The organism is Rhodococcus pyridinivorans, from assembly GCF_900105195.1.
Taxonomy (GTDB): domain Bacteria; phylum Actinomycetota; class Actinomycetes; order Mycobacteriales; family Mycobacteriaceae; genus Rhodococcus; species Rhodococcus pyridinivorans.
Genome location: NZ_FNRX01000002.1, coordinates 4,607,970 through 4,620,656 on the forward strand (window position 1 = coordinate 4,607,970; position 12,687 = coordinate 4,620,656).

At 67.9% G+C, this 12,687-nt stretch carries 10 protein-coding genes; 8 read left to right on the forward strand and 2 right to left on the reverse strand.

Annotation, left to right across the window (positions count from 1 at the left end):
* Positions 1-80 precede the first annotated feature (80 nt).
* From BLV31_RS21880 to BLV31_RS21905, 6 genes are all read left to right on the forward strand, one after another.
* Positions 81-2,483 (forward strand): glycerol-3-phosphate 1-O-acyltransferase, encoded by a 2,403-nt coding sequence (locus BLV31_RS21880; RefSeq protein WP_072740565.1) that lies wholly within the window; start codon positions 81-83, stop codon positions 2,481-2,483.
* Positions 2,480-3,910 carry an HAD-IB family hydrolase gene (locus tag BLV31_RS21885; protein WP_064061898.1) on the forward strand — a complete coding sequence of 477 codons (1,431 nt, stop codon included), beginning with the start codon at positions 2,480-2,482 and terminating at the stop codon, positions 3,908-3,910. Before BLV31_RS21880 ends, BLV31_RS21885 begins: the two co-directional genes overlap by 4 nt.
* Positions 3,911-5,029 (forward strand): lysylphosphatidylglycerol synthase transmembrane domain-containing protein, encoded by a 1,119-nt coding sequence (locus BLV31_RS21890; protein ID WP_006551745.1) that lies wholly within the window; start codon positions 3,911-3,913, stop codon positions 5,027-5,029.
* A gap of 84 nt (positions 5,030-5,113) precedes the next feature.
* Positions 5,114-6,718: a sodium-dependent transporter gene (locus tag BLV31_RS21895; protein ID WP_019289992.1), complete on the forward strand. Its 1,605-nt coding sequence runs from the start codon at positions 5,114-5,116 to the stop codon at positions 6,716-6,718.
* On the forward strand, positions 6,715-6,822 hold the full coding sequence (locus BLV31_RS21900) for a methionine/alanine import family NSS transporter small subunit (protein ID WP_006551747.1): 108 nt from the start codon (positions 6,715-6,717) through the stop codon (positions 6,820-6,822). The genes BLV31_RS21895 and BLV31_RS21900 overlap by 4 nt, the downstream gene beginning before the upstream one ends.
* Before the next feature lie 169 nt (positions 6,823-6,991).
* A complete protein-coding gene (locus BLV31_RS21905; RefSeq protein WP_037217111.1) occupies positions 6,992-7,819 on the forward strand; it encodes a hypothetical protein in 828 nt (275 codons plus the stop codon).
* 47 nt (positions 7,820-7,866) lie between these two features.
* Here BLV31_RS21905 and BLV31_RS21910 read toward each other — a convergent pair whose 3' ends face one another.
* Complete coding sequence (locus BLV31_RS21910; RefSeq protein WP_006551749.1) at positions 7,867-8,550, reverse strand: TetR family transcriptional regulator; 684 nt, start codon at positions 8,548-8,550, stop codon at positions 7,867-7,869.
* A gap of 163 nt (positions 8,551-8,713) precedes the next feature.
* Here BLV31_RS21910 and BLV31_RS21915 point away from each other — a divergent pair, with 163 nt between their 5' ends.
* Both BLV31_RS21915 and BLV31_RS21920 read left to right on the forward strand, forming a co-directional pair.
* Positions 8,714-9,559 (forward strand): LLM class F420-dependent oxidoreductase, encoded by an 846-nt coding sequence (locus tag BLV31_RS21915; RefSeq protein WP_024103036.1) that lies wholly within the window; start codon positions 8,714-8,716, stop codon positions 9,557-9,559.
* Between the two features lie 23 nt (positions 9,560-9,582).
* On the forward strand, positions 9,583-11,046 hold the full coding sequence (locus BLV31_RS21920; protein WP_064061897.1) for an FAD-dependent oxidoreductase: 1,464 nt from the start codon (positions 9,583-9,585) through the stop codon (positions 11,044-11,046).
* 49 nt (positions 11,047-11,095) lie between these two features.
* Here BLV31_RS21920 and BLV31_RS21925 read toward each other — a convergent pair whose 3' ends face one another.
* The gene (locus BLV31_RS21925) at positions 11,096-12,673 is read right to left on the reverse strand and encodes a GMC oxidoreductase (RefSeq protein ID WP_006551752.1); all 1,578 of its coding nucleotides are present in this window, start codon (positions 12,671-12,673) and stop codon (positions 11,096-11,098) included.
* Positions 12,674-12,687 lie beyond the last annotated feature (14 nt).

Sequence of the window (12,687 nt, forward strand, 5' to 3'; positions counted from 1 at the left end):
TGTGTTCTCCTCCGGATCGCCCGAACGAACCGGCCGCGACAGGTAGCTTTCACACCGAGGTGACTTCTGGACGGGGTGAGATGAGAAACGATCAACCGAGCCGGGTACGAGGAGACGACACCGTGCGGGCGGACGACGGACCCACGGTGGCGGTCCTCGCGTACACGACGGCTCTCGAACGAACGATGATCGAGGATTGGCTGCGCTCGGACGAGCTTCCCGCCGAGTACCGCACGCCGACCCGCCCCGAGTCGCTCGACCTCGACTCACGGGTGCTCACCGAGGAGCTCGTGACCCGCACCGACGATCCGCTGATCCTGCCCTTGCGGATCGTGTGGCTCCCGGCAGAGCGCGACGGTGCGCGGCGTATCCGGTTCGCCGACGTCCTCGCCCTCACGAACCCACGCAATCCGAATCTGCTGCTGCAGAAATGGCTCGTGCGCAAGGGTGCCGACCGCTACCGGATCGTCGTCGCGAAACCGGCCCGCCTGTCCGAACTGCGGGACGCGCTCAGGGCGGAGGGCGGTGACGGTGACGACGGGGCACTCGCGCGGTACGTGACCCGCCGCGCCGTCGTCGCGCTCGAACGCGCGGAGCGAGCGGTGATCGGCGACCGCTACAAGGTCCCGCGGCTCGTCGCCGCCCAGATCATGGACTCGCCGATCTTCCGGCGCCGTCTCGACGAGATCGCCGCCGAGCACGGCCTCTCGCACGCCGAGGTCGAGTCGCGGGCGCGCAGTTCCCTCGACGAACTCGTGGCCGTGCAGTCACGATTGGTCACCGACCTGTTCACGCAGGCGATGCGGCCGTTGCACGCGTCGGCATGGACCGTGCACGCCGACGAGGCCGGTCTGCGCGCACTGCGCGAGTCCAACCGCCGGTACGCCCTGGTCTTCCTCCCCTCGCACCGGTCCTACGCCGATGCCTTCGTGCTGGGCGACATCCTGGCGGCGAACGATTTTCCCGGCAACCACATCATGGGCGGGGCCAACCTCACCTTCTGGCCGATCGGTCCCGTCGCCCGCCGCACCGGCACGGTGTTCATCCGGCGCAGCTTCGCAGACGACGACGTCTACAAGGCCGCGCTCGAGGAGTACTTCGCGTTCCTGCTGAGCAAGCGGTTCAACCTCGAGTGGTACTTCGAGGGCGGCCGGACCCGCACCGGCAAGCTCCGGGCCCCGCGCTACGGATTGCTCAGCTACGTCGCCAACGCGATCCGCGGCGGACGCGTCGAGGACGCGATGCTGGTGCCGGTCTCGATCACCTACGAGGGACTCGCCGAGGTCGCGGCGGTCGCCGCCGAACAGACCGGCGCGACGAAGAAAACCGAAGGCCTGGGATGGCTGGTGCGCTACGCCCGCAATCAGCGCAAGCGGGCCGGGAACGTGTACGTGCGGTTCGGCGATCCCGTGTCGATGCGCGAACTGCTGGTCGCCGGTGGGGATCCGGACCTGACCGCACCGGCGCCGGCAGCCGACCCGTCCGCGGCGCCGACGGATTCCGAGGAGATACGGGTGCTGCGCCGCAAGGCGCTGCAGAAGGTCGCCTTCGAAGTCGCGGTCGGCATCAACTGCAACACTCCGGTGACGGTGAACTGCCTGGTCACCCTGGCCCTGCTCGGTGTGCGCGACCGCTCGCTGACGCTCGAGGAGGTGCGGGCCGTGATCGCACCTGTCCGCCGTTATCTCGATCGCCGCGGTGTCCCGCAGGGCGGGCTCCACATCCTCGACGTCGAAGGTGGGCTCGAGGACGTGCTCTCGTCGCTCACCCACGCGGGGGTGGTCACCACCTACGCCGGCGGGGAGGAACCGGTCTACTCGATCCAGCCGGGTCAGCATCTCGTCGCGGCGTTCTACCGCAACAGCGGCGTGCACTGGTTCGTCAACCGGTCGATCATGGAGCTGGCCATCCTCTACGCGCACGCCAATCTCGGTGACGATCCTGTCCGGGTGGCGTGGGAGGAGGCGAAGAACCTGCGCGACCTGCTGAAGTTCGAGTTCTTCTTCCCCGACCGAGACACCTACGAGACCCAGATGCGCGACGAGCTCGCCTGGCTCGTCCCGTCCTGGGGCGACACCCTGCCGACGAAGGACGAAGCGCTGACCGGTCTCGTCGAGACCGGCTTCTTCATGTCGCACCGCACGCTGCGGTCGTTCTTCGACGCGCAGCTCGTCGTCGCCGAGCGCCTCGCCGTCCGGGATCCGGAGCTCGAGGTCGACCGCGCCGCCTTCCTGTCGGAGTGTGTGGCGGTGGGCCGGCAGATGCTGCTGCAGCGCCGCCTGTACGGGCCGGAATCGGTGTCGTCGGAGTTGTTCGCGTCCGCGCTCGACCTGGCGCGCAATCGAGGATTGCTCGACCACGACGAGGACCCCGAGACCGTCCGCGAGCGCAGGAAGGCATTCGCAGCGGAGCTGTCCGAGTTGGCCCAGCGGGTCGCGCTGGCCGAGTCGCTCGACGTGTCGAACAGAAAGGTGGAACGGTGAACCTCGAGCAGGCCCTCGAACGGGTGCGTACGGGTCCGCAGGGACCCGAGGTGGCGGCCTTCTTCGATTTCGACGGCACCATCGTGCACGGCTTCTCCGGTGTCCACTTCTTCCGCGACCGGGTGCTCGCCGGGAAGGTCTCCGCATCCGAACTGGCCGCGACGATGATCAACGGGATCCGCGGGACGGAGACCGAGGAGGACTTCGAACGCTTCGTCGCGATCGCCTTCAAGGCGTGGCGCGGTCACACCGAGGACGAGCTCTACGAGATCGGCCGCCGGCTGTTCATGACGACGATCGCCGGACACCTCTATCCGGAGGCGTGGCAACTCATCGGCGCGCACCAGAACGCGGGCCACACGGTGGTGATCGCCTCGTCGGCGTCCCGCTACCAGATCCAGGCCGCCGGGGACGCGCTGGGCGTCGAGCACATCCTGTTCACCCCACTCGAGGTCGAGAACGGTGTGCTCACCGGACGGGTCGACGGGAAATCGTTGTGGCGCAGCGGCAAAGCGGAGGCGGCACGCAATTTCGTCGAGACACACGGCATCGACGCCGAGGCCAGCTACACCTATTCCAACGGTGGCGAGGACGTGGAGTTCCTGGCCGTCGCCGGCAACCCCACGGCCACGAACCCGGATCGCACTCTCACCCGATTCGCCATCGAACGCGACTGGCCGATCATGCGGTTCCGGCCGCGCGGTACGCCAGGCGCACGCGAACTCGTCCGCACCGCCGCCGCCTACGGCGGGATGTTCGGCTCGGTGTGGACGGGTCTCGGTCTCGGTCTGATCAACCGCAGCCGCAAGACCGCGCTGGACTCGATCATCAGCATCGGCACCGAGGTCTCCCTGGCCCTCGCCGGAGTGAACGTACGCATCGTCGGGGAAGCGAATGCGTGGGCCGCCCGGCCGGCGGTGTTCATCTTCAACCACCAGAGTCAGCTCGACCCGGTGGTGCTGGCCAAGGTCCTGAGGCAGGACTTCACGGGCGTAACGAAGAAGGAGATGGCCAACGACCCGTTGTTCGGGCCGCTTCTGCGGTTCGTCGGCGCCACCTTTGTCGACCGCACGAACACCGAGCAGGCGGTTGCGGCGCTCGCACCCGTCGTCGACACCCTCCGCGAGGGTACGTCGATCGTCATCGCCCCCGAGGGCACACGCTCGCTGACCCCGGCGATCGGCAGGTTCAAGAAGGGCGCCTTCCACATCGCGATGCAGGCCGGTGTCCCGATCGTGCCGGTCGTGATCCGCAACGCCGGCGAGATCCTGTGGAAGCACTCGACCCTGCTGCGGTCGGGCACCGTCGACGTGGCGGTGCTCGAACCGATCGACGTGAGCGGCTGGTCGCGGGAGAACTTCGGTGAGCACATCGCCGAAGTCGAGGACCTCTACCGCCGCACGCTGTCGAGCTGGCCCACCGACTAGATGACGAACGAGACCGTGACACCCGAGGAGCCGGACGACGGAGCCGACGAGAGCCCGCACGGTGAGAGCGGGCCGCTCACCCCGAAGCGACGCCGGTATCTCAAGTGGATCGTCGGTGCTCTGCTCGTCGTGGTGCTCACCGTCGAGATCGTGCTCGTGTGGCCGGAACTGTCCGACAGCGTCCGCGGCCTCGGGCATCTTCACTGGGGTTGGGTCGCGGCAGCGGTGTTCGCCTCGATGGCGGAGATGTCGACCTTCGCACGGGTGCAGCGGGCGCTACTGTCCGCGGCGGGTGTGAAGGTCTCGCAATGGCAATCGCTTTCGGTGGCCCTCGCGGCGAACTCCATGAGCGTGACCCTGCCGGGCGGACCGGTGGTCGGGACGACCTTCACCTACCGACAGATGCGGCGCTGGGGCGCACCCCCGGTGGTGGCGACCTGGCAGCTGGTCATGGCCGGGCTCCTCCAGGCCGCCGGACTCGCACTGCTCGGCATCGTCGGCGCTCTGCTCGTCGGCGCCAGCAACAACCCGTTCTCGCTGATCTTCTCGCTCGGCGGTCTGCTGCTGCTGGTCGTGCTCATCCAGTACGCGGCCGGCAATCCTGGTTCGTTCGAATCGATCGGCCTGATCGCCCTGCGGAGCCTGAACCGGTTGCGGAAGAAGCCGGAGCAGGCGGGTGCGCGAGCGTGGCGGAAGATCGTCGGCCAGCTGAGCGCGGTGCAACTCGATCGTCCTCATGCGGCCCGCGCGTTCGGCTGGTCGCTGAGCAACTGGGTATGCGACGGTGCGTGCCTGGCGTTCGCCGCATACGCGGTCGGTGGCGCGCCGAGCCTGGCCGGTATCGCGGTCGCCTACGCGGCCGGAACCGCCACCAGCCGTGCCATCCCGCTGCTCCCCGCCGGTCTGGGTGTCATGGACGCCGTGCTCGTGCCGGCGCTCACCGCCTCCGGCATGACCGGCGCGCAGGCCCTGTCGGCGGTGGTCGTCTACCGGTTGATCAGTTTCGTGCTCGTCGCCGCGGTCGGCTGGATCGTCTTCGCATTCCGCTACCGGAACGTCGGCGAGGAGGGGGACGAGGACGAAACTCCCCCGGACCTGCGGCTCTGGGACGACGACTGAAGGCGCCGACCCGAAAAGATCGCCCGCGCGCCGGTCGGGGCGCTAGCGTTGTCCTCCATCCGGATGAATGGAGGGACGAGGTCCGTGGCACAGCACGAGGTCACACGTAAACGGGAAGTCTGGTCGGGCCGGTCGGTGTTCATCATGGCCGCAATCGGCTCGGCGGTCGGACTCGGCAACATCTGGCGCTTCCCGTACATCGCTTACGAGAACGGTGGTGGCGCATTCCTGATCCCGTATCTGGTCGCGCTGCTGACCGCGGGTATCCCCCTTCTCCTGGTCGACTACGCGATCGGGCACAAGTTCCGCGGATCGCCGCCGCTGGCCTTCCGCAGACTGCGCCGCGGCGCCGAATTCATCGGCTGGTGGCAGGTGCTGGTGTGCTTCGTCATCGGCGTGTACTACGCGGTGATCGTGGCCTGGGCCGCGCGGTACACCTTCTTCTCGATCACCGAGGCCTGGGGCGACGACCCCGAAGGCTTCTTCATGAGTTCGTTCCTGAACCAGGACACCGATGCGACCTTCGGCCTGAGCTTCGTGCCGGGCGTCGCGTGGACGCTGCTGCTGGTCTGGATCGCGACGCTCGCGGTGCTCGCTCTCGGCGTCCAGCGCGGTATCGGCAACGCCAATCGGTTCTTCGTGCCGTTGCTGGTCCTGCTGTTCGGTGCGCTCGTCGTCCGGTCGCTGACCCTCGACGGCGCGACCGCCGGTCTCGATGCGTTCTTCACCCCGAACTGGTCGGCGCTGACCGACACCGGGGTGTGGATCGCGGCGTACGCGCAGATCTTCTTCTCGCTGTCCGTCGCCTTCGGCATCATGGTGACCTACGCGTCGTACCTGAAGCGCAAGACGAACCTCACCGGTTCGGGTCTCGTGGTCGGGTTCTCGAACTCGAGCTTCGAGGTGCTCGCCGGCATCGGCGTCTTCTCCGCTCTCGGCTTCATGGCCCAGGCGCAGGGTGTCGAGGTCGGTGAGGTGGTCGCGGGCGGTATCGGCCTCGCCTTCATCGCTTTCCCGACGATCGTCTCGGAGATGCCCGGCGGCCCGCTCTTCGGTGTGCTGTTCTTCGGTTCGCTGGTCTTCGCCGGGTTCACGTCGATGATCAGTATCATCCAGGTGACCGTCTCGGCCTTCCAGGACAAGACGGGCCTCGGCCGGGTGCCGGCGGTACTCGCCATCGGTGGTGTGTCGGCAATCGTGTCGCTGCTGCTCTTCCCCACCACCACCGGCCTGAACACTCTCGACGTGGTGGACCGCTTCGCGAACCAGTTCGGCATCGTGGGTGTCGCCTTCGTGGCGCTCGTGGTGGTCGCGTGGATCTATCGTCGTCTGCCCGAACTCCGCGACCACCTCAACTCGGTGTCGTCGTTCAAGGTCGGCACGGGCTGGATGGTGTTCACGGGCATCATCACCCCGCTCGTCCTCGGCTACATGCTGTTCAGCGAGATCCGCGACCGTGTCCGCGACGGCTACGGCGGTCTTCCCGACAGCCTGGTCACGGCCTTCGGCTGGAGCGTGCAGGCCGGCGTGATCATCCTCGCCGTCCTCCTGACGTTCATCCCCTGGCGCAGGGGAATCGACGAGGAATACGAGCTGGACGAGAACCGTCCGCCCGCATCCGCCCAGGCGCCTGCTTCGTCCGGTGCTCCCTTACCCGGACCCGACTCGTCCACAGGAGGTACCCGATGAGCACAGCGGCCGTCGCCATGATGATTCTCGCCCTCGTCACGCTGTGGGGCGGTCTCCTGCTGAGCATCCTGCATCTGCGTAAGCATCCGGACGATCCGGACTGATCATCCGCACCACCGACTCACATGGGTGTCGGTTCGGTAACACCACGGGGCGGCGCTCTGGCCGGAGCGCCGCCCTTGTGGTCTCCTGGAGCGGTCGTACTCTAAACCTCTAGTTTAGAGTTAGGTAGAGCCCGTCCGGGTGTCACGACCCACAGGAGGAGAACCCCATATGAGCCGCAGACACCGCAATCGGATGCGTCGCATCTCGGCCGCCGCAGCCCTGACCGTCGCCGCAGGTCTGGCGCTTCCCACCATCGCCGGCGCCGAACCCGCACCCACGGACCCGGCAGCACCGGCGGAAGCGCCCGCCACGAGCCCGCTCGTGAGCTCGCTCGAGGCTCTCCGCGCGCTGCCCGGCGTCGATCCCACGACTCTCGCTGCCGCCGAAGCGATCGCGAACGCACGCGGAAGCGCTGTCGACGCGGCCGAAGCGACACCGCTCGGCGCCTACGAGGACGGCATGGAGTTCCTGCGTCGCCTCGGCGTCGAACCGTTCCTCTACCCCACCGGCGCACCGTTCTGCACGGCCGACGGCGACCTGCCGCTGGGCACCGTGCCCGCCGTTGCGGGTGCTCTGCCCGGGCCATGGCCGAACCGCAGCCTGTCGCCGCTGCCGGGCACCCTGAACGTCGTCTCGCCCGGTGAGACGCTCTTCGCGTTCGTCCCCGTCGGCCTCGAGGAGGACGCCGACACCTCGGGCATCCAGCTCGCGTGGTTCAACGTCAACACCTTCCAGGGTGGCTTCGTCCCGATGGGCACGCCGGAGGAGACCGCGGCGGGAGCCATTCCGGCCGGCCTTCCCGTCCAGGCCCGCGGCATCGTCGAGCAGGCCATCACGACCTTCATCGCCGACACCCTGCCGCTGGGTGGCGTGCGGGTCGCGCCGGTCGAGACGGGGTCGGGCACCGTGCTCTCGGCCGTCTTCGGCAACGTGCGCAACGGCGACACGCAGTGCTTCTTCCTGCCCACGATCGGCATCGTGGACGTGCCGGCCTGATCGAACCAGAGCTCCCGAGCGGAGCCCAGAACTGCAGCGGGTGGGCGTCAGCTCGCCCGCTGCAGTCGGTTCAGCCGGTCGAACACGAGCGTGACGGCGGTGTCCATGTGCGCGAGCACATCGTCGACCGACTGCCGGCCCGCCACCCAGGCGACCAGCGCCGACATCCACACGTCGGCGATGATCCGCACGGCGTTGAGCACCTCTTCGGTGACGATGTCGATGCCTGCCGCCTGCGCGAACAGTCGGGTGAGCACCTCACCGAGACGGTCGAGTTCGGGCGCCGAGGACGCGTCGGCGAACATCGCCGCCCGGATGAGCGCGTCGTAGCGCAGCGGGTTCTCGGACAGACGCGGCATCACTCCGCGCAGGACGCCCATCAGGCGCTCGGCGGCACTGTCGCCAGGGATCTCCACGGTGGTCACGGCTTCGGCGGCGGTCTCGAATTCGAGTACGAGCGCCACGACGAGCAGGTGGTTCTTCGAGGGGAAGTAGCGGTAGACCGTGCCGAGAGCGACACCGGATCGGTCTGCGACCGCCCGCATCTGCACGGCGTCGTATCCCCCCTCGGAGGCGAGCTCCTCGGCGGAGGCGATGATCCGCATGTACCGCGCCCGCTGTGCCGGTCGCAGGCCCGCACCGGGCGACCGGGTGGACCCGAGGGCCGGCCGCGAGGTCTGCGTCGACGCCGACTCCTCGCCCGCGGTCTCCGTCGTCGACTGCTCCGTCATCACGCCACCTTCCGTTCATGCCCGTTCCGAGGATAGTTCAGCGTGGGACGACTGCCTTTTCGTACGGCCGACCGGCCGCAACCGGACAGGTGTCCGGAAATCTCTTCCCTCCGGATGTAGAACGCGTTACATTTTCTCCGTCACCGTCTGGAGAGGGGCTGTTGTGCGCCACGGAATCACCCTGTTCACGAGCGACCGGGGAATCCGGCCCGAAGTCGCTGCCTCGACCGCGGAGAGTCGCGGTTTCGACAGTTTCTACGTGCCCGAACACACCCACATCCCGATCCGCCGCGAATCCGCGCATCCGGGAACGGGCAACGAGACCCTTCCCGACGACCGTTACATGCGCACCCTCGATCCGTGGGTGGCGCTGGGGCTCGCAGCCGCGGTGACGTCGACGATCAAACTGGGCACCTCCGTCGCACTGCCCCTCGAGCACGACCCCATCACGCTCGCCAAGACCATCGCGAGCCTCGATCACCTCTCCGGCGGCCGGGTGAACTTCGGTGTCGGATTCGGTTGGAACGCAGAAGAACTCGCCGACCACGGCGTACCGCCGAAGAAGAAGCGCACCGCCATGCGCCAGTATCTCGAAGCGATGCAGGCGCTGTGGACCGAGGAAGAAGCCTCCTACGAGGGAGACTTCGTCGCATTCGGGCCGAGCTGGGCGTGGCCGAAACCCGTGCAGCAACCACGGCCCCCGATCTTCCTCGGCGCCGGTTCCACCGACCGCAACTTCGACTGGATCGTCCGCCACGCCGACGGCTGGATCACCACCCCCACGGAGAACAACGTCGTCGACAACGTCGCCCGTCTCCACAAGGCCTGGGCCGACGCCGGTCGTGCCGGAACTCCCGAGATCCTCGCTCTGGCAGGCCGTCACGACGCCGAACAACTGAAGATCTGGGAGGACGCCGGGGTCACCGAGGTGATCTTCGGTCTGCCCGACCGCGCCCAGGACGACGTCGTCGCGTACATCGGCCGACTCGCCTCGAAACTCGACCACTGATCACCGACCCCGAACGGACCCCGATGAGCACCGATCTCCACCCCCTTCCCGCCGGCAGCGTCTCCACCTGGGACCACGAAGCCGACGTCGTCGTCGCCGGTTACGGCATCGCCGGTGTCTCGGCGTCCATCGAGGCCGCCCGCGCGGGTGCCGACGTGCTCGTGCTCGAGCGGACCGGCGGTTGGGGCGGTGCGGCCTCACTGTCGGGCGGCATCGTCTACCTCGGCGGCGGCACCCCGCTGCAGAAGGCCCTCGGATTCGACGACACGCCCGAGAACATGAAGGCGTTCATGCTCGCCGCGCTCGGGCCGGGCGCCGACGAAGCGAAGATCATCGAGTACTGCGAGGGGAGCGTCGAACACTACGAGTGGCTCGTGGACAACGGCGTGGTGTTCAAGGAGAGCTTCTGGGGCGAACCCGGGTGGGAGATCCCCGGTGACGACGGCCTGATGTACTCCGGCGGCGAGAACTCCGCGCCCTTCAACGAGATCGCGACGCCCGCCCCGCGCGGCCACGTTCCGCAGATGACCGACAAGCGGACCGGCGAGAAGGGTGGCGGGTACATGCTCATGCAGCCGCTCTCCCAGGTCGCCGAAAGCCTCGGTGTGCGTGCCGAATACGACGTGCGGGTGCAGCGGTTGATCGTCGACGGCGACGGACGCGTCGTTGGCCTGACGGCCAAGCAGTACGGCAAGGACGTCCACATCCGGGCCCGCCGCGGCGTCGTCCTCGCGACCGGCAGTTTCGCGTACAACCAGGAGATGGTCGAGTCGTACGCGCCGCAGCTCAGCGGTCGCCCGGGTGCGGCGATCGAGGAGCACGACGGCCGTGCGATCCGCATGGCGCAGGCGCTCGGCGCCGATCTCGCGCACATGGACGCCACCGAGGTCGCCTTCTTCGGCGACCCGCAGTTGATGGCCCGCGGCATCCTCGTCAACGGCCGCGGTCAGCGGTACGTCCCCGAGGACACCTATCCGGGCCGTATCGGTCAGCTCACGCTGCTGAAGAACGACAACCAGGCCTATCTGATCATCGACGAGCAGGCGTACGAGGAGGGTTGTGCGGCAACGAGTTCGACGCCCTTCTTCCGGTTCCGTCCGAAGTGGGTCGCGGAGACCGTCGCCGAACTCGAATCCGACATGGAACTGCCTGCCGGGACGTTGCAGGCGACCGTCGAGGTCTACAACAGGCACGCGGAGAACGGCAGCGATCCGGTGCTGGGCAAGAAGAGCGAGTGGGTCAAGCCCATCGGCAGCCCGATCGCCGCGCTCGATCTCCGTAACTGCACAGCAGGTTTCACGCTCGGCGGTCTGCGCACCTCGGTGAACTCGGAAGTGCTGCACGTGTCCGGCGATCCGATCCCCGGCCTGTTCGCCGCCGGTCGCTGCACGTCGGGCGTGTGCGCGTGGGGTTATGCGAGCGGCACGTCGCTGGGGGACGGAAGCTTCTTCGGTCGCCGCGCCGGTCTGTCGGCCGCGAAGGGCTGAGACCGAACGGGTGGTTCCGGCGGCCGAGCCACCGGAACCACCCGTCAGGTCAGAACACGCGATCCAGGTCGCGTGAGACGATCCGATCGGCGCCGTACTCGGCGAGTGCCGCGATCGTCATCGACGGATTGCACGCCCCGGTCGATCCCGAGATCTTCGCGCCGTCCACCACATACAGGCCGGGCTGGCCGTGCACGCGACCGGCGTCGTCGCACACCGCCCCGAACGGCGCACCCCCGAGCGGATGGAAGGTGTTGATGTCGACGGCGTTGACGTCGATGACGATCGAGGCCGGTCCCGCGATCCGCCGGATGCGGGCCTCGATCGCGCGGGTGAGTTCCCGGTCGTAGGCCTGATCCCAGTTCAGGACCGCATCGTCGCGGCCGGCGTCGTAGTGCCAAACTCCTCGGCCGTCGACGATCCCCAGACCGATCATCGTGGTCGTTCCCACATCGTCGGGGAACGGCACCGGGCCGGTGACGATCATCAACGGTCCGGCGGGATCGGTGTAGTCGCGCATACCCACACAGGCGGGGCCGCCCTGATGGTCGCCGGGGCTGACGAGCGGACTCGTCACGGCGAACACTCGGTCGCCGTTGTTGCCCCATCCCGTTCCGACGCCGTCGGGAAGATCGGGGACGAACCCCTTCGCCTTCGCCTTCACGAGGAGACGGGTCGTGCCGGCCGATCCGGCACCGAGGAACAGCGACTGTGCGAGGATCCGCTTGCGTTCGAGAACCTTCCCATCCGTGTGGATCCGGTCGACGTGCACGATCCAGGTGCCGTCCGGAGCGCGCTCGATGTCGCCGACCCGATGCAGCGGCTCGACCGTGACGTGCCCCGTGCGTTCAGCTTCGGCGAGATAGGTGACGTCGACCGAGAACTTACCGCCGTTGTTGACTCCGTAGATGACGTCGCCCGTCGTGTAGGACGGTTTCAGTTCCCCGGTCAGCTCCCGTCGCGCGAAGTCCCAGTCGATGCACATCGGCACCCTGAACGTGTCGTAGCCCTCCGAGCCTGCACGGTCCAGGAACTGTCGTGAGGACCGGTACCGATCGTGGTCGAGCAGATCGTCCGGGATGGTCGCGACCTGCAGCATCCGCGCCACCCGCCGGTAGTGGTCGGAGGCCAGCAGGTCGTAGTCGATACGCGAGGACACCGAATCGGAGAATCGCTGCCCGTCGGGCTGCACGGTCATGCCGTGATAGGCCAGCGAACTCCCGCCGACCCCCGCGCCGCACATGACGTCCATGCCGTTCCCCGGAACCCGTTCGATGAGCCCGGTGAACGGTTCGGTCGGGATCGGCGGAGTACCGGTCATCACCGGGGCGGACGACAACCACGACATCCGCCGGTCCGGTTGCAGCATGTGAGGGAACGTCTCGGCATTCGGTCCCGTGGGCCAGCGGATGCCCCGTTCGAGGACCAGGGTCTGCACACCGGCCCGGCCGAGATGCAACGCGGTGATCGCACCGCCGAATCCGCTGCCCACGACGACCGCCCGATGGCGCTCCTCGGTGACCTCGGCGCGTGCGCGTGGGATCGGGGACAACGACAACGCGGCAACGGCCGCACCGCCGACGACGGTTCCCCGCAGGAAGGTACGGCGGGACAGCGCAATATTCACGAAGGGCTCTCCTG